Genomic DNA, 16,678 nt, shown 5'->3' on the forward strand with positions numbered 1-16,678 from the left:
TCAGGTTGCCTGGATCTTCTCCGCCGGCGTGACGCGCCACGGGCCAAATACCAGATTGACGACGATTGCGGTGAGCGTTCCTGCCGCCATGCCGTTGCCCAGCACGATCTGCAGATAGGCCGGGAATGACGCATACACGTTGGGGACCAGAATCGGTATCAAGCCCACGACGAGCGCCGCTGCGAGCGTGTACTGATTGCCACGGGCGTGCAGATCGACCTTGCCGAGCAGACTGACGCCCATCACGCCGATCATCGCGAACACGATCAGCGCCGTGCCGCCCACCACCGGCGCCGGAATGGCGTACGCGAAGCGCCCGAGTGGCGCAAACAGCGCGATGACCATCAGCATCGCACCGGCCGTCGCGGTCACATAGCGCGAGCGCACGCCGGTGGTCTGCACGACGCCGATGTTCTCCGCGCTGGTGATGATGAGCGAGGTGCCCAGCAGCGAGCCGAGCAGCGACGCCACGGCATCGCCGCGAATGGTCCTCGGCACATCGCGGCGCATGTCGATCTTCTTGCCGGTGATCTCGCCGACGGCGACCGTCTGCCCCGTTGCTTCAGCCATCGAGATAACGCTGAAGATCAGCATGGGCAGCGCGGCAAGCACGTCGAAACGAGGCATGCCGAACGGCAGCGGCGTCGGCAGCGTCAAGAGCGGACCCGCCCACATGCCGCCTGCGGGCATCAGCCCGCTCGCCCAGGCGGCGAAGGTGCCGACCGCGAGGCCGAGCAGCACGGCAAGCCGCCCCGCCGTGCCCTTGAACAGGCGCGCGACTGCCAGCGTCGCCACGATCGTGACCAGGGCGAGGCCTAGCGACTGCGGCTGCGCGAAGCCGGGCGTTCCCGGTTGGCCGACGACGATGCCGGCGTAGATCTTGATGAGGCTCACCGACACGAGCAGCAGCATCGTCCCCACCACCACGCGCGGGAAAAATCGCAAGCAGCGCGCGAATACCGGCAGCACGAGCCAGTAAAACAGGCTCGTGAGAATCGCCGCGCCCGCGGCGGTGCGCAGATCCGTCTGCGTGGCGATGACGGCGAACAGCATGGCGGGCGCCCCGCCCGGCACCATCACGAAAGGCAGCCGGGAGCCGATCGAACCGACCCCGAGCGATTGCAGCAGCGTGCCGGCGCCACACGCAAAGAAGGTCGCGCCGATCAGCTGCACGGTCAGGTCCGACGAAAGCGACAACATTCTCGACACCAGAAAAACCGCGGTGACGGGCGAAGCCGCCATCGACAGGACATGCTGCAGGCCGAACAGCACGAGTTGCCATGCAGGCAAACGCGTGTCGACGCTATGTGTGGCTGGATCTGTCACGCTACCTCCGGAGAACGAAAACCCGACGTTCAGGTGCGCAGCCACGGCAATTGCTCGCGGCTGTAGCGGAAGGTCTGGAAGACGCTGTTCAACTGGCCAGGGCCGGTTTTGCGTGCCGCCTCGTCCGGGTATTCGCCGAACCAGGGAATCACGTATTCCCACACCACCTCGCCTGCCGGCGTGACTTCGAACAGGCGCCCGGTTGCCGATTCGGTGATGTGCGTGTTGCCATTCGCCAGTCGCTGCGCGTTGCCCATGAAGGCGCTGTAGAACGCGTTCACCATGTCGTCGGCGTACGACCACACCACTTCATGGGTCGACGGATCGATCTCCAGCACGCGCGAGAACGCCACGTGCGCGCCGGTGCGGAAATTGCCGTTGTCGAATGTGAGAATGTTGCCGTTGGCAAGCGCTACCGGTGCGTGCTGGTGCGAGACCACGCTCGGCGGAATATGCATCGTGACGCCGCCTGTCTTACGGTCGACCGCGATGATGCCCGACGTGGTACGCAGGCTCATCAGCACCTCGCCCGTCGCATTCACGCCAAGCCCGTTCACAAGCGGCCAGTGATACCGGCCGAAGCCGGACGCGATCGGAAAGTCCTCGGGCTTCAAGTGCTCCCACGCCTTCCATTCCCACACCAGCTCGCCCGCGCGATTCACTTCGCGGATCAAGTCCCCGTACATCACTTCTTCGGCGCCGTGTGCCGTGCCGCCCCGAACCCGCTCGGCAAAACCCGCCGGTACCGGCGCGCAAGCCGCATAAAGCAGATTGCCGTTGGCGAGCCACTGCGCGTCATGGTGATGCGCCGGATCTTCGTAGTGCCAAATCACTTCGCCCTCAGGCGTGACTTCGGAGAAATCGCCGCCATGCCACATCGACCACGGCGCGTAGCGGTCTTCCGAGTTCGCATGGTTGCCGTTGTAGCCGAGGTTGCCGTTCGGAAGAATGACCGCGTGGCGGCCGGGCCGCACCGGCATCTTCCACTCGTGAACGACTTCGCCACCCATGCCGACAAGGTAGACGTGACCGCCCGCCGTCTGCGGGGCGATGAGCGTGTAGCCGCCGGCCGAAAGCTTGGGGTCGTGCGCAATGAGGCCGACGCCGCGGCGCCGCTGGGTAATTTGATCGACTGTAGTAGTCACGATTCGCTCCGTTAAGATGATGGAACCCAATCTAGGCTATTCGACCCGTCAGTAAAACCTGATTATTCTTTACGGCCCGTATGGAAAAACCATACGGTCGATTTATGCGTCCAATATCACAGACATTCCGCTGTTTCGACGAAGTGGTCAGGCGCGGTTCGATCCGCAAAGCGGCCGAATCGCTACACCTGACCGCTGCCGCGGTGCACCAGCAAATCCTCAATCTGGAGGAGCAAGTCGGGGCGCCGCTCTTCGACAGATTGCCGCGCGGCATGCAGATCACCACGGCCGGCGAAATCATCATTGCTGCGGTGCGGCGCGGACAGCGCGATTTCGACAACGCGATGACCCAGGTGGAAGACTTGCGCTCGCTGCGCCGCGGGCATATCAACCTGGCGGTGTCGCCCTCTTCGGCGGAACAACTGGTGCCCGACGCGATTCAGGCCGCCATGAAGCGCTATCCGGGCGTGACCTATAGCGTGCGGTCGGGAAACGGCGAAAGCATCCTCAAGTGGGTGGAGACCGGCGAAGCCGACATCGGCTATGGCCTGCGTCGCAAGCCGCCGCCCGGCGTCGTGGAGGTGCGTGCGTTCTCGCAGCATCTCGGGCTGGTCACAGCGCCGGGGCATCCGCTGACGAAACTCGCCAAGCGGCCACGGTTGCGCGACTGTCTCGACTATCCGCTCATCCTCATGACACCGGATACCGAACTGCGGGCGATGGTGGATCAGATCGACCATCGGGAGCAGCGCAAGGCGCGCCCGCTCGTCGAAACCAGTTCGGTTTCGATGGTCCGCCGGCTCGTAGCGGACGGGGTGGGCATCGGTTTCCTGATCTCGGAGAATGTCGCGGAAGACGTGACGCAGCGCAAACTCGCATGGATGCCCCTCGCCGATGCGGGCGCCAAGTCGTTCAGTTGTCTTTATCAACGTTCTGACCTGACCACGACGGTCGCGATGAGCATGTTCCTGCAGTTCCTCGGTCACGCGATCGAGACGACCGAGAGCCTGTTCCATACTACGGCGCAAGCGGGCCGCAAGCGTGGGCAGGCGCTCAAGTGAGAGGGCGATGCCGCGCGCTCGAAACAGCATGGTGATATTGCTTAAGTCAAATCGCCGGCGACACGCTTTGCGGCGGCCAATGTTCTCCTTGACCGCCCGCCTTCGTCCGGCGGCCGCCGGAACAGGCGCTGCATGTGCGGATAGCACGGCGAATCGCTGCGCTCGTGCATCAAGCGGGTTTCGGCTTTCTATCCAATGCTATAAACAGAATCACACGAGAAAAGTCCGCGCGGCAATGCTAAAATCGCCCGCGTCTTTACGCTCACCATCATGACTCTACGCTCCCGCAACCGCATGACCGCATGGCTTGGCCTGATCGCCATGTGGCTCGTCGTGTTCGCGCCGGTCGTGAGTCAGATGCTGGTGTCGAACCGCGCGAACCAGCCCTTCGCCGCGCTTTGTTCGGCGTTGCAACCGCGAGACCTGAGTCAGGCAAGCCCGACTCCCCACGCCAGCCCGGCACCGGTCCATTTAAGCCACGACGACGCCTTCGGCGCGTGTGGTTACTGCCACCTGCTGCAGCATCACGTCGCCATGCCGACCGTCGCTGCCGCCGAACCGCCGGCAGCACTCGCAATTGCCGGCACCGCGCCGCCGGCCCTCTCCACCCGCTTCACCCCGCTCGGCGCGTTTCCGTCCGGACGCCCAAGAGACCCGCCCGCCGTTTCCTGATCGCTGTTGTTCCTGATCGCGCATCCCGTCGCATCCGTTGAGGGCGCGCGATCGCCTGTTCAATGCATCAAGGAAACGTTCATGTTCAACTTCGTCCTGCGAGGGCTGCCTTTTCGCGCCCGCCGCGGCGCTCGGCGCACTGCATCCGGTCGGCCCTGGCTGTCGTATTTCCCAGCGTTGATTCCGGCGTTCGTGCCGGCATTTGTCGCCGTGCCGGCTCATGCGGACAGCGCGCCCGCCGACGCCACACTGCCTGCTGTCAGCGTCAGCGCAAATGCTGTCGCCACATCGCGTGCCGTCGATCCGAACCTGCCGGCCTCGGTCGAGACCGTGACTCGCGAACAATTCGACAACTGGAACGTCGTCAACACCGAAGACGTCCTGAAGTACATGCCGAACCTTGCAGTACGCAAGCGCTTTATCGGCGATCTGAATTCGATCATCGCCGTACGCGGCACCAGCAACACGCAGAGCGCGCGAGGTCTCGTCTATGCGGACGGTCTGTTGCTCAGCAATCTGCTCGGCAACAGCTACTCATTTCCGCCACGCTGGTCGATGGTGTTTCCCGACGAGGTCCAGCAGGTCGACGTGATCTACGGGCCGTTCTCCGCGCTCTATCCGGGCAATTCGCTGGGCGCCACGGTGCTCATCAGCACCCGGATGCCAAAGAAGTTCGAAGCCGACGCCGACGTCAAAGCCTTCACCCAGCATTTCAGCCTGTTCGGCGTGAATCAGAACTTCAACGGCAGCGAAGCGAGTGCATCGATCGGTGACCGGATCGGAAAGTTTTCGTATTTGCTGGGTGTGAATCACCTGGAGAACACGAGCCAGCCCTTGCAATTCGCCACGCTCGCAAAGTCCAGCACGCCCGCGAAAGCCGGTGACACACCCGTCACCGGTGCGTACTTTTATAACAACCAGACCAACACGCCGACCGCGGTGCTGGGTGTGAACGGCGAAGGGATCGAACACACGGTGCAGGACCAGTTCAAGCTGAAGATGCAGTACGACTTCACGCCGACACTGCAGGCGGCCTTCACCCTGGGCTATTGGCACCAGACCTATGACAGCCAGACGTCGAGCTTCCTGCGCGACGCGAACGGCAACCCGGTATACAGCGGCAAGGTTGCAATCGGCGGCTATGAGTACGCGATTCCGGCTGCCGCCCTCGCCCCGAGTCTCGGCCACAGCGAGAACTGGCTGTACGGCGTATCGCTGAAGACGCGCAATGCCACCGGCTGGAATGGTGAAGCGATTGCTTCGTACTACGACATCGGCAACAGCGTGGCGCGCACCGCGAATTCAGGTGCGCCGGGCAACGGTCCCGGCACCGTGATCTTCGGCGACGGCACCGGCTGGAAAACGCTCGACCTGCGCACCACCTACACCCCTGCCACGCCTCAGGCGGGGCTGCAGAGCCATTCGCTGAGCTTCGGCTATCACTACGACAACTACTTCCTCGACAACGAAAGCTACAGCACGCTGAACTGGCGCGACGGCGCGGCCACGTCCTTTGCAAATGCGTTCGCCGGCAAGACGCAGACCCAGGCGTTGTACGCGCAGGACGCCTGGCACTTTCTGCCCCGCTGGAAGTTGGTCTACGGCATACGGTATGAAGACTGGCAAGCCTACGGCGGCTCGCAGGCACTGCCCGGCAAGGCGATCCCGTATAGCGATGCAAGCCAGCACCACTTCTCGCCGAAGGCCTCGTTGTCGTTCGATGTCACTGACGATCTGACCTTGCGCGCTTCCATTGGCCGTGCCTATCGGTTTCCGACTGTGGGCGAGATGTTCCAGGGGCAAATCAACGGCTCGTCGATCATCAACAACAATCCGAACCTGAAGCCCGAAGACGATCTCTCGAAAGAGCTGACCGCCGAATGGGCGCACTGGAACGGCGTGTTCCGCTTCTCGCTGTTTCAGGACGACGTGAAGAACACGATCTTCAGTCAGACCGATACGACCGTGATTCCTAACGTGACGAACTTCCAGAACATCGGCAAGGTGCGCTCACGCGGCGCCGAAACGAGCTACTCGGGACAGGATGTATTCGTGCACGGCCTGGATCTGCTGGCAAGCGTGGCGTACACGCAGTCGAAGATCATCGCCAACGCGCAGAACCCGGCGACCGTCGGCAAGTACTTCTATCGGATTCCGCTATGGCGCGCCAATCTTGCCGCGACTTATCACATCGACGAACGCGCGGCGGTTACGCTCGCCGCGCGCTACTCCGGCCGCGAATACAACACGCTCACCAATACCGACACGAATCCCGATGTATTCGGCGGCACCAGTTCGTACACGGTGGCCGACGCCAAGTTCACGTTCAAGCCGACCAGACTGAGTGAAATCGGCGTCGGTGTCGACAACCTGTTCGACGCGCGCTACTTCGTCTATCACCCGTATCCGGGCCGCACGTTTTACGTTGAAGCGAAGCTGCGTATGTGACCGCGCGATGCACACCTCAACACATGTGCATCGCTGCGCAAACCGATCGATCCATTTTTGCATCAGGAGGATTGAAATGTCCACCATCACCGCTCAACGCATGACGTCGGCAATGGGCGCCGCGAGCGCCGGCTACCGGACGCTCTGGCGCTGGCATTTTTATGCGGGCCTCTTTGTGATGCCCTTTCTGGTGGTGCTTGCGATCACCGGCACGCTGTACTGTTTCCAGCCGCAGATCGAGCCGCTGCTTTACCCGCATCGCTTGATCGTCGAGCCGCAAGCCGCGCCCAGGCTGACCGAAGACGCACTGCTTGCCAAGGCCCGCGCGGCGATGCCCGCCGACGCAGCCGCGGTGACGGCCCCCATCGCGAGCGCACCGGATCGCAGCACTGAATTCGTCTTCCGTCTCGCCAACGGCGAAAAACAGAGCGTCTATCTGAACCCGTACAGCGGCGAAGTGTTGGGCACGCTGAGCGTCGAACGCCGCTTCATGCAAGTGGATCGCATGCTTCACCGCAAACTGCTGCTCGGCAAACCAGGCGAACTGCTGATGGAGCTGGCCGCGTGCTGGACGCTGGTGATGATCGGCACCGGCATCGCCCTCTGGTGGCCGCGCGAGAAAACCACGGCACGCGCGGCGCTGCTGCCACGTTTCGCGCTGAAGGGACGCGCGCTGTGGAAGAACCTTCACGCCGTGATGGGCATCTGGCTCGCGCTCGGCGCGCTCGCGTTCGTGCTGAGCGGCCTGCCCTGGACGGGCTCGTGGGGTAAGCAGTTCAAGGCGCTCGCGACTGCCGCCCATCTTGGCGCACCGCCCGGATCGTGGGGTGGCTTGCCGTTGCGTTCCGCCCTGCCTGGCGTGCACACCGCTGGACAGGGCGGAACGGCGCAAGCGCGGACGGCCCACAAAGCACCCAATGCGCACGATGAGCACAGCGCCCACGAAGCGAACATGGACTCGATGCCGGGCATGGTGATGGACGACCTGCCGTTGCCGATCACGCCATGGGCCGTCGGCAACACGCCCGTGCCGGCATCCGCCGACACCCACGCGGCGCAGGCGCTTCCGCTTGGACGTATCGTCGCGCTGGTCGCCTCGCTCGGCGTCTCGAGCGGTTATGACATCGTGCTGCCCACTACCGCTACCGGCGTCTACACCGTCTCGTACTTTCCGGCCGACCCGAAGCAGGAGCGCACGCTGTACCTCGACCAATACAGCGGCGCGGTGCTGAAGGATATCCGCTATGGCGACTACGGCGCCGTCTCGAAGGCGGTGTCGTACGGCACCTCGTTGCATATGGGCCGCTATTTCGGCCTCGCCAATCAGCTTGTCTGCGCCGTGATTTCACTCGGGCTTGCGGGAATGGCCGTGACCGGCTGCGTGATGTGGTGGAAGCGGCGCCCGCAGCGTTCGCTCGGCGCCCCGTCGCGCGAACGGGCCGCACCGCCCATGCGCGGCTGGAAAACCGGCCTCGTCCTGCTCGGCATCGTCTTCCCGCTGATGGGCGCCACGCTTCTCGCGGTCTGGATCGCCGACCGCGCGATTTTCGCCCGCGCCTCGCACCCTGCTTAAAGCTTGTTTCCCGCTGCCAAAACCCAGGAGCACACCATGAAGACACCACGCAAACTTCTACTCGCCGCCTTGCTGTGCGGTTCATCCATTCACGCGTTTGCGGGCGCCGCTGCAACCGCAAACGTATCGGACTGCTGGATCCGCGCGTTGCCGGGCGATCTGCCATCAGGCGGCTATTTCAAGGTAAGCAACGCGGGCGACCAGGCGATGAATCTGGTCGGCGTCAGCTCTGACGTCTTCGGCATGGCGATGCTGCATCAGACGCAAAGCCAGGGCAGCACGTCGTCGATGGCGATGGTCGATCAGGTGGCGGTACCCGCGCACGGCTCGCTCGTCTTTGCGCCGGGCAACTACCACGTGATGCTGGAGCACCCCAAACAGCCGCTCAAGATCGGCTCGACGATCCCGCTGACTCTCTCGTTCAGCGACGGCGAGAAAGTCACTGCCGCCTGCACGGTGAAGAGCGCGGGCACGCTGGCCCCGTGATGTTCCCGAGCCGCATCGAACCGCTGCGAGGCGATTCGATGCGCCCGTCAAGCTGACCATTGCACGTCCCGATCATTTTTTTAGCGCGGCGCGTTCGCACAGTGTGTGACTTAATACTCCACGAGAATAGTGACGCGGCGATTCGCGGCTCGCGCTGCCGCATCGTCTCCAATGATCAAGGGAAAATTGTCCGCCCTGCCGATCGCGGCCATTCTGTGAGCTTCGATTCCCTTGTCGGCGAAGAATCGCACCACGGCGCCTGCCCGTGCGGACGACAACTCCCAATTGGATTCGTATTTCGCTGTGGATATCGGCACGCTGTCAGTGTGACCCTCGACGAGGATGTTGTTTTTCGAACGGTCGCGCAGTACTCCGGCAATCTGGTCCAACACACCGAAAGATTCCGGCAACAAACGCGCGTCACCCGAGTTGAACAAGATCTTCGCGTTGATGGCGATTTCAACGCCCTGTGAGGCATTTGAAATCGTAATCTGCCGGTTGCCCTGAAGCGGCTCCAGCAAGGAAAGAAGCTGACGCCTTGCGAACTCAGGCACATTGGGTGCGGCGACCGTAGCGCTGGCGCCGCCGGCACCCGTGACCTCTTTCACCTCGCGGTGCGCGAGCGTCTTTATTTCGAATTCCCGGTTTTTCGCCAGTTGCAGCACATAGAGCGCAAGGAACAACACCATCAACGTGGTGACAAGGTCCGCGTAGGAAATCAACCAGCGTCCGGACTGCTCCTCGCCATCGTCTTCGTTCTGATAGCCGGTTTTGTCCGCCGCAAGGCGCTTGTTACCCGAGGTGGTGTTCATGCTCGAACCGTCTGCTTCCGATATGCGTTTGAATGGGCGCCTGGCGAGGCTTCGCCAACCGTTCGAGACCGGCTGCGAGGTCGATCAGCCCAGCAACTCAGCGGATCTTCCCCGCACGTCGCCCGCCAGCCGGGTTTCGATCGTGTGCGGCGACTCCTTGCGCGAGATGGCGAGCAAACCATCGAGGTATAAACGCCTGAAGCGCAACTCGCTATCCACCTGCGCCCTTATCTTTCCGTATAAGGGCAGAAAGACCAGGTTCGCCAGCGCGAGGCCGTAAAGCGTCGCCACGAAAGCGACGGCAATACCTTGCCCGAGTTGCGCCGGTTCGAGCATATGACCCGTCACCTGAATCAGTCCGAGCACCGCGCCCAGAATGCCGAACGTCGGCGCATAGCCCCCCGCCTGCTGCCATATCCGCGCTGCTGCCATGTGATTGCGCTCATAGGCATCCAGTTCTCTTTGCAAGGCGTCCTCGAGCACGGCAGTCGATACACCGTTTGCCAGAAGTTCCAGGCCTCTTTTCGCAAACGGATTGATTCCGCCCGCCTCGATCGACTCGAACACGAGCATGCCGTTCAGCTTCGCCTGATCGCCCCACTCGAGCAGGACGGACAAGCTTTCACGATCGACCTGGCGCGCTTTCACAAACGCGAGCCGCAGTTGCTTCATGCCGTCATAAAATCTTGCCCAGGTATTCTGGATCATCACCGCGCCGAAGGTGCCACCCAATACGATGACGAATGCCTCCAGCTGAAACAGCGAGGTGAAGTGGCCGCCCTCGAGCGAGAATCCGGCCACGATAGCCGTTACGCCGAACAGAGCGCCGAATAGTGTCAAAAGATCCATACATCCTCTCGAACGGGCGCCCCCTCATCGAACCAGAAGTGAAAGCGGCCTGTTGTCCGTGCACCAGGTGTCAGGCATTCAGATTGGAAAGCGGCGCGGCGGCGGCCGCCGGAGATTTGATTGCGCGTACGGTCTCGATGAATCGCTCCTCGATTTCGGCAATCTCCAGCGGATCGATTTTGATTTCACGCCGCATGACCCACGACACCTCTTTCTTTCTCGCCTCGGTCATCACCGAGAACAAACGATCGGAGATCGGCTCGCCCGTCAGGGCGGAGAGCAATTTCGCGAGGTCGTAGGTGTCGAAAGCGCTCACGGCTTCGAACAAGGTTCGCTGGTCGACACACTCCAGATCGTCCAGAGACTTCAACTCGCTCGTGCCACGGGGACTGCGCCGGGAAAAATACGTGATGCCCTTTTCCTCGACGTAATTCAACACCTTGGACTTGCGAAAGGCGAAGATGTCTTCTGCGATTTCCGCGTGCGAGAGCTTGTTGAGAATCAGCTTCTTCTCGATGCCGATCAGGGCTTCCAGGTCGGCCAGCTCGATCAGTTCCAGTTCACTGTTGATCGAAATGTCGAGATCGTGGTCCGCCACCTGCTGAGCCCGCTCCGTGATCCGCACGGGATCGAAGGTCACGAGTTGCCGCCCGGCTGCGCCGTCTTGCGCCGAATAGCGCGCCGACAGCGTGCTCACGCGGTCCGAGCGGCCCGGCTCGAGCGTGACGAGGTTGAGTTTCTCCATCCGCTTGAGCATGGCCATCACATGCGGACGCGAATGACCGGCAATCGCATGGCACTTCTTGATGACTTCAGGCAGCGGCACCGAGAACTCCTCCCCTTGAGCGCGGCGCGCGCGTCCGTCCAGCCGGTCTGCGTTCTCGGTACCGGCCATCAGCGACAGAACATGCGCGTACGAGAGAACGCCTGGCAGGAAATCGGCATGCGTATGGGTGGCCAGGACGTCGTCCTTCTTCTTTACGCGCCGGATCATGGTGCGCACGATATGGCGCAGCAGCGGCGATACGCGCTCGAGCTCCTCCTCCACGACGTGGGCTGCAATGACGGTCAATTGGCAAAAGCTAATGGCTTTTGCGGTGTGCGCGCGCGGTTCGGCCGGCAACAAGGACGCTTCGCCAAAAAACTCCCCCTTTCCGAGCGTGGCGAGAATGACCTTTTTTTCCTCGCATTGAGTAGAGATTTCGACTTTGCCATCTGCGATCACGTAGATGACGGCGTCGCCCGCGAAGCCTTCAGAATAGATGACTTCGCCCGGAGCCGCGGCGCGCGACCATGGCGATCGTTGGTGATTCAAGATTCATTCCCCCGAAGAACTATTGCCTCGTTCATCCCACGCCGTCCTGAGACAGAGCGATGTCCGATGGTCCCGACTATTTGACTGGATAACGACATGTAAGACGCAAATCTTTAACCCCACCAATAATCAGACATATCAGACGTTCGGAGGTAGTCGCGCAAACGTTTGGCGGGCTGCGGGCCAGGCAGGGAATGAGTCGGCTGGATGCACGTCCGGGGTGAACGGAATATCACGGTGGCACGAACTATAATTCAGGGCGTCGGGAGGTGGTTCATGTCGAACACACATCAACCGAAAGACAATCATCTGCTTTCCGTGCTGCCGAAAGCGGAATGGGAGCGCATCGCACCGCATCTCGTCGCGCTCGATATGCCGCTCGGCGAAGTCGTGTATGAATCGGGCGACCGGCTGGACTATGTCTACTTCCCCACCACCGCGATCGTCTCTCTGCTCTACGTGATGGAAGACGGCGCCTCCGCCGAGATCGCGATTGTCGGCAACGAGGGGCTGATCGGCATCGCGCTCTTCATGGGCGGCGAGACGACGCCGAGCCGTGCGGTCGTACAAAGCGCCGGACAGGCGTACCGGCTCGAAGCACGCCTTCTGAAAGAAGAGTTCCGTCGCGCCGGCCCCATGCAGCGATTGTTGCTGCGTTACACGCAGGCACTCATCACGCAGATGGCGCAAACGGCCGTGTGCAACCGGCATCATTCGATCGACCAGCAACTGTGCCGCTGGCTGCTGTTAAGCGTCGACCGTTTACCGTCCAACGAACTGCGGATGACCCAGGAATTGATTGCGAACATGCTCGGCGTGCGCCGTTCGGGCGTCACCGAAGCAGCCATGAAACTGCAGGATGCGGGGTTGATCCGCTACAGCTATGGTCATATCGAAGTGATCGACCGTCCAGGTCTCGAAGCGCGCGTGTGCGAATGCTACGGCGTGGTGAGGCGCGAATTCGACCGACTGCTGCCCGATCTGAAAGCCGTTTAGACGGGTCCCGCGCCGTATCCGGGTTAACCGCTTTTGTTGCGTCGCGATTAGGCGCAATCTGATGAGATTCGCAGCGCTGCCTCCGATTGGGCGTCACCTCATCGAAATCAGGACCGCACCCAGCGATTCCCCCTTAAACGAACTCTCCGAGGCCGACATGTATAAGCGCATTCTGGTGGCGATCGACGGCAGCGAAACGTCCGAACATGCATTCGACGCCGCTTTACAGCTCGCGTACGAGAGCGGCGCGCAATTGCAACCGCTCTATGTCGTCGACAACCCGCTGCTGGCATACGACGCCTCCGGCTACGATCCGACAATACTGCGTGACGCGTTCGTGGAAGAAGGTCAGCGATTGCTGGCGGACGCACTGGCCCGCATGAAGCACGAAAACGTGGCCGGCACACCGCGGATGGTGGACGTCGAGCCAATCGGCGAGGATATTTCGGAGCGTATCCGCATCACGGCGAACGAATTCAACGCGGACCTGCTGGTGCTCGGCACGCACGGCCGGCGCGGCTTCAAGCGTCTGTTTCTCGGCAGCGTCGCCGAACGCGTGGTGCGTAGCGCATGCTGTCCGGTCTTGCTGGTGCCCAGCCGGCAGACGCAAACCACGCACGTTCACTCCGCCAAACCGGGCCACGCCGACGTCGCCGCTGCGATGTACGAGATTCCGCCCACCCCTTCCACGAAGCCGTGAGTGGCGCGTAGCGTCCACTCACCCTTTCGTCGCCCCAAACGTCAAGCCCGCCACAAAATGCTTCTGCATCGCAAAGAACATGGCGACCGACGGCAACGCGGCAAGAATCGACCCAGCGGACACGAGATTCCAGGCCGTCGTCCACTGCCCTTTCAACGCCGCGACGCCTACGGTAATCGGCGCAGCGTCGTCACCTTGCGTCAGGCAGAGCGCCCAGAAGTAGTCGTTCCACACGAACGTGAACACGAGGATCGCCAGCGCGGCAAGCGCGGGACGGATCAACGGCAACACGATCTTGAAGAACACGGTCCACTCATTCGCACCCTCGATGCGCGCCGCCTCGATCAGTTCAAACGGCAACTGCTTGATGAAATTCCGCAGAAACAGCGCGCAGAATCCAGTCTGAAACGACACATGAAAAAGAATCAACGCGCTCACCGTATTGAACAACCCGAGCTGCAATGACAGATTCCGCACCGGAATCATCAATACCTGCACCGGCACAAAATTCCCCGCGACGAAAGTCGCGAACAACGTCGAATTGCCGCGAAACCGATAGATCGCCAGCGCGAATCCAGCCATCGCCGCCAGTGCAATCGAGCCCACCACAGCGGGCACCGTAATCAGCACACTATTCCAGAAGTAATGCAGCATCGGCGAGGTAGTCAACGCCTCGCGATAATTGTCGAACATCGCGAAATGCTTCGGCCAGCCCCAATAGTTGCCCTCGCTCAGTTCTTCCGTCGAGCGCACCGACGTCACGAGCACCGCGATCATCGGCAGCAGCCAGATCAGCAGCGCGAGCGGCAAGGTCAGTTTGTACACCCGGCGCGATACCGGCTTCCATTTGTCGATCGGGATCGGAAACATGGTCGGCTCCTTATTGCTCGGCTCGCAGCATCCGCCGCAAGTGATAAACGATGTACACCAGCATGATGCAGAACAGCACGACCGCTACCGCCGCGGAATAGCCGATGCGGTAATACTTGATCGCCTGGTCGTACATGTAATAAGCAAGCACGGTCGAACTCTCGAACGGTCCGCCGCCGGTCATCACCGAGATCAGATCGAAGCTGCGCAACGCGCCGATCACGGTGACGACGATCGCCATGAAGGTCGTAGGCCGCAATTGCGGCAGGATCACGTGCCACAACATTGACCAGCCGCGCGCGCCCTCCATTCGCGCAGCCTCGATCTGCTCGGCGTTCAGCGACGTCAGGCCGGTCAGGTAAAGAATCATGCAATAGGCGGTTTGCGGCCAGAGGGCCGCGAACACGATCCCCAAGGTCGCATAGCGAGGGTCGCCGAGCACGGGCACGCCGTGGCCGAGAATCACCGCGAGCAAGCCGAAGGTGGGATCGTAGAACCACGAGAAGATCAAGCCGACCACCACGCCCGATAACACGAACGGCGCGAAAAACAGTGACTTGACGATGCGTATGCCGGCCACCGCCTGGTTCAGATATAGCGCGACGGCAAGTCCCATCGGCGGAGCGAGCAGGAACAGCAGCAGCCAGATGAGGTTGTTCTTCAGCGCCGTATAGAACGTTTGCGTATGGAACAGCTCGACATAATTCGCGAGACCGACGAAAGACGGCTCGGTCATTCCGTCCCAGTTGAAAAAGCTCAGGCGTATGGTCGACAGGATCGGCCATACGACGTAGATCGCCACCATCACGCAGGCCGGCGCGAGAAACAGGAAGGCGGCTCGCCGCTGCCGGCGCGCGGTCGGCGATGGACGGCGCCGGCGCACGCCGGCTATTGTGCCGCCGCGCAATGCGCCACCCGATGCGGGCAGACCCGGTTCACCGGGCTCGGCAGGACCACCGACAGTGTGACGGGTGACGGAGTGCGACACGATCATTCTCCTGTGTCGATCGGAGTTGGCGCTTTAGCTGTCGACTAGAGTTGGCGCTTTAGCGCTTACTCGAGTCCCATGCAAAGCACTTAGTCCGATCCCATGCAACATGGTTGCCAATCTGATGCAACGAGTAGCGGCCCAAGCCCGGGCCGCTACCGCCTACTTCCTGTAGATCCGCTTGCGCGTCTGTTCGAGCTGCGCGAGCACGTCGTCGAGCTTCGAGGGATCGGAGATGAATTGCTGCATCCCCTTCATCCCTTCATCGGCCATTTCCTTCGTCATGTCGCGATCGTAGAACTGCGCGATGCCGCCCTTCGTATTCGCAAGAATCTGGAAGCCGATCTTCGAGATCGGATCCTCGGGCTCAGGCGACTTGCTGTTCGCCGACAGCGAGCCGAGCCCGGCCGCCAGCTTCGCGCCATTTTCCGGCGTCTCGACGAACGCGAGGAAGGTATGCGCATCCGCCTTGTTCTTCGCCTTCGACGGAATATGCAGCGATTCGACCGGACCGTCTTCGGCGGTCGGCACCTTCGCGTCGATGATCGGGAACTGGAAGTAGCCCATTTCCGGCTTCACGTTTGGCGGAAAACCTGCCGTGATAAAGGTGCCCATCAGCATCATCGCGGCCTTGCCCTGGAACAGGAACGGCTGCACCGCATCCAGATCGTAGGAGAGCGAATTGTCGATGAAGTAGCCCGCGTCGATCAATTGCTTCCACGTCGTGTAGACTTTTTTCACGCGCGGATCGGTGTACGCAATGTCGCCCGCCATCAGTTTCTGATGGAATGCGTTGCCGTTCAGGCGCAGGTCGAGGTAATCGAACCAGCCGGCGAGCGTCCATGAATCGCGGCCCGCCACTGCGATCGGTGTGATTCCGGCGGCTTTCAGCTTCTTGCAGTCGTCAAGAAACTGGTCCCACGTTTTCGGTTCACCGGCAATGCCGACCTTCTGAAACAGATCCTTGCGATAGAACATGCCCCACGAGTAATACACGGTCGGCGCGGCGTACTGTTTGCCTTTGTAAGACGATGCTTCCTTCGTCGACGCATACATGTCGTTCCAGCCGTTCTTCACCCAGTCGCCGCTCAGGTCTTCGAACAGGCCGCGCTGGGCGTAATACGCCATCCGCTCGCCGTCATGCCAGTTGACGATATCGGGCGCGACGGTGGAGAGCCAACCGGGCAACTGAACCTTGTACGCCTCTTCATCGACGAACGATACCTTCACGTCGGTACCGGGATGCGCTTTCTTGAAGTCGTCGATGATCGACTGCCAGACCGCGCGCTGGCTCGCCCCTTTGAACGCGATGTTGACCGCGAGCGTGCCGGCCTGCGCCGTGCTGACCACGGACGTCCCTGCGGCCGCAGCGGCCAGCGCGAGTGCCAGCAGAATCTTGCGAGGTTTCAGTGTCATGTTGCCGTCTCCTTTATTCCT

Annotated in this window: 15 protein-coding genes; 7 read left to right on the forward strand and 8 right to left on the reverse strand. The window is 61.6% G+C overall.

The window, feature by feature from the left end; translation table 11 throughout:
• Together ACAX43_RS14580 and ACAX43_RS14585 are read right to left on the reverse strand one after the other, a co-directional pair.
• On the reverse strand, positions 1-1,326 hold the full coding sequence (locus ACAX43_RS14580) for a uracil-xanthine permease family protein (protein WP_370709100.1): 1,326 nt from the start codon (positions 1,324-1,326) through the stop codon (positions 1-3).
• 29 nt (positions 1,327-1,355) lie between these two features.
• The gene (locus ACAX43_RS14585; RefSeq protein WP_370709101.1) at positions 1,356-2,471 is read right to left on the reverse strand and encodes an aryl-sulfate sulfotransferase; all 1,116 of its coding nucleotides are present in this window, start codon (positions 2,469-2,471) and stop codon (positions 1,356-1,358) included.
• Between the two features lie 104 nt (positions 2,472-2,575).
• On the opposite strand from ACAX43_RS14585, the gene ACAX43_RS14590 reads away from it, so the two are divergent.
• From ACAX43_RS14590 to ACAX43_RS14610, 5 genes are all read left to right on the forward strand, one after another.
• Complete coding sequence (locus tag ACAX43_RS14590) at positions 2,576-3,532, forward strand: LysR family transcriptional regulator (protein ID WP_370709102.1); 957 nt, start codon at positions 2,576-2,578, stop codon at positions 3,530-3,532.
• Between the two features lie 270 nt (positions 3,533-3,802).
• Positions 3,803-4,204 carry a DUF2946 domain-containing protein gene (locus ACAX43_RS14595; RefSeq protein ID WP_370709103.1) on the forward strand — a complete coding sequence of 134 codons (402 nt, stop codon included), beginning with the start codon at positions 3,803-3,805 and terminating at the stop codon, positions 4,202-4,204.
• Between the two features lie 81 nt (positions 4,205-4,285).
• Positions 4,286-6,652, forward strand: coding sequence for a TonB-dependent receptor (locus ACAX43_RS14600; RefSeq protein ID WP_370709104.1), 2,367 nt, complete (start codon positions 4,286-4,288; stop codon positions 6,650-6,652).
• Between the two features lie 76 nt (positions 6,653-6,728).
• Positions 6,729-8,225, forward strand: a complete 1,497-nt coding sequence (locus ACAX43_RS14605; protein WP_370709105.1) for a PepSY-associated TM helix domain-containing protein — start codon at positions 6,729-6,731, stop codon at positions 8,223-8,225.
• 36 nt (positions 8,226-8,261) lie between these two features.
• Positions 8,262-8,711 (forward strand): copper chaperone PCu(A)C, encoded by a 450-nt coding sequence (locus tag ACAX43_RS14610; protein WP_370709106.1) that lies wholly within the window; start codon positions 8,262-8,264, stop codon positions 8,709-8,711.
• 110 nt (positions 8,712-8,821) lie between these two features.
• Here ACAX43_RS14610 and ACAX43_RS14615 read toward each other — a convergent pair whose 3' ends face one another.
• The 3 genes from ACAX43_RS14615 to ACAX43_RS14625 all read right to left on the reverse strand — a co-directional run bounded on the left by ACAX43_RS14615 (position 8,822) and on the right by ACAX43_RS14625 (position 11,687).
• Complete coding sequence (locus tag ACAX43_RS14615) at positions 8,822-9,523, reverse strand: OmpA family protein (RefSeq protein WP_370709107.1); 702 nt, start codon at positions 9,521-9,523, stop codon at positions 8,822-8,824.
• Positions 9,524-9,607: 84 nt separating this feature from the next.
• The gene (locus ACAX43_RS14620) at positions 9,608-10,372 is read right to left on the reverse strand and encodes a flagellar motor protein (protein ID WP_370709108.1); all 765 of its coding nucleotides are present in this window, start codon (positions 10,370-10,372) and stop codon (positions 9,608-9,610) included.
• 70 nt (positions 10,373-10,442) lie between these two features.
• Positions 10,443-11,687 (reverse strand): Crp/Fnr family transcriptional regulator, encoded by a 1,245-nt coding sequence (locus ACAX43_RS14625; protein WP_370709109.1) that lies wholly within the window; start codon positions 11,685-11,687, stop codon positions 10,443-10,445.
• A gap of 276 nt (positions 11,688-11,963) precedes the next feature.
• Between ACAX43_RS14625 and ACAX43_RS14630 the strand changes: the two genes are divergently transcribed.
• Positions 11,964-12,683 (forward strand): Crp/Fnr family transcriptional regulator, encoded by a 720-nt coding sequence (locus ACAX43_RS14630; protein WP_370709110.1) that lies wholly within the window; start codon positions 11,964-11,966, stop codon positions 12,681-12,683.
• 157 nt (positions 12,684-12,840) lie between these two features.
• Positions 12,841-13,383 carry a universal stress protein gene (locus tag ACAX43_RS14635; protein ID WP_370709111.1) on the forward strand — a complete coding sequence of 181 codons (543 nt, stop codon included), beginning with the start codon at positions 12,841-12,843 and terminating at the stop codon, positions 13,381-13,383.
• An 18-nt stretch (positions 13,384-13,401) separates the two neighbouring features.
• On the opposite strand, the gene ACAX43_RS14640 is transcribed toward ACAX43_RS14635, so the two are convergent.
• The 3 genes from ACAX43_RS14640 to ACAX43_RS14650 all read right to left on the reverse strand — a co-directional run bounded on the left by ACAX43_RS14640 (position 13,402) and on the right by ACAX43_RS14650 (position 16,657).
• Positions 13,402-14,253: a carbohydrate ABC transporter permease gene (locus ACAX43_RS14640; protein ID WP_370709112.1), complete on the reverse strand. Its 852-nt coding sequence runs from the start codon at positions 14,251-14,253 to the stop codon at positions 13,402-13,404.
• Between the two features lie 10 nt (positions 14,254-14,263).
• Complete coding sequence (locus ACAX43_RS14645; RefSeq protein ID WP_370709113.1) at positions 14,264-15,247, reverse strand: carbohydrate ABC transporter permease; 984 nt, start codon at positions 15,245-15,247, stop codon at positions 14,264-14,266.
• Between the two features lie 156 nt (positions 15,248-15,403).
• Positions 15,404-16,657 (reverse strand): ABC transporter substrate-binding protein, encoded by a 1,254-nt coding sequence (locus tag ACAX43_RS14650; RefSeq protein ID WP_370709114.1) that lies wholly within the window; start codon positions 16,655-16,657, stop codon positions 15,404-15,406.
• Positions 16,658-16,678 lie beyond the last annotated feature (21 nt).

It is taken from the genome of Paraburkholderia sp. IW21 (genome assembly GCF_041321145.1).
Lineage (GTDB): Bacteria > Pseudomonadota > Gammaproteobacteria > Burkholderiales > Burkholderiaceae > Paraburkholderia.

What these genes read in the sequence shown, in the direction of transcription:
- ACAX43_RS14645 (WP_370709113.1), bottom strand. Translation starts at nt 15,247, where the DNA reads ATGATCGTGTCGCACTCCGTCACCCGTCACACTGTCGGTGGTCCTGCC.
- ACAX43_RS14650 (WP_370709114.1), bottom strand. Translation starts at nt 16,657, where the DNA reads ATGACACTGAAACCTCGCAAGATTCTGCTGGCACTCGCGCTGGCCGCT.
- ACAX43_RS14600 (WP_370709104.1), top strand. Translation starts at nt 4,286, where the DNA reads ATGTTCAACTTCGTCCTGCGAGGGCTGCCTTTTCGCGCCCGCCGCGGC.
- ACAX43_RS14620 (WP_370709108.1), bottom strand. Translation starts at nt 10,372, where the DNA reads ATGGATCTTTTGACACTATTCGGCGCTCTGTTCGGCGTAACGGCTATC.
- ACAX43_RS14610 (WP_370709106.1), top strand. Translation starts at nt 8,262, where the DNA reads ATGAAGACACCACGCAAACTTCTACTCGCCGCCTTGCTGTGCGGTTCA.
- ACAX43_RS14630 (WP_370709110.1), top strand. Translation starts at nt 11,964, where the DNA reads ATGTCGAACACACATCAACCGAAAGACAATCATCTGCTTTCCGTGCTG.
- ACAX43_RS14635 (WP_370709111.1), top strand. Translation starts at nt 12,841, where the DNA reads ATGTATAAGCGCATTCTGGTGGCGATCGACGGCAGCGAAACGTCCGAA.
- ACAX43_RS14595 (WP_370709103.1), top strand. Translation starts at nt 3,803, where the DNA reads ATGACTCTACGCTCCCGCAACCGCATGACCGCATGGCTTGGCCTGATC.
- ACAX43_RS14590 (WP_370709102.1), top strand. Translation starts at nt 2,576, where the DNA reads ATGCGTCCAATATCACAGACATTCCGCTGTTTCGACGAAGTGGTCAGG.
- ACAX43_RS14640 (WP_370709112.1), bottom strand. Translation starts at nt 14,253, where the DNA reads ATGTTTCCGATCCCGATCGACAAATGGAAGCCGGTATCGCGCCGGGTG.
- ACAX43_RS14615 (WP_370709107.1), bottom strand. Translation starts at nt 9,523, where the DNA reads ATGAACACCACCTCGGGTAACAAGCGCCTTGCGGCGGACAAAACCGGC.
- ACAX43_RS14605 (WP_370709105.1), top strand. Translation starts at nt 6,729, where the DNA reads ATGTCCACCATCACCGCTCAACGCATGACGTCGGCAATGGGCGCCGCG.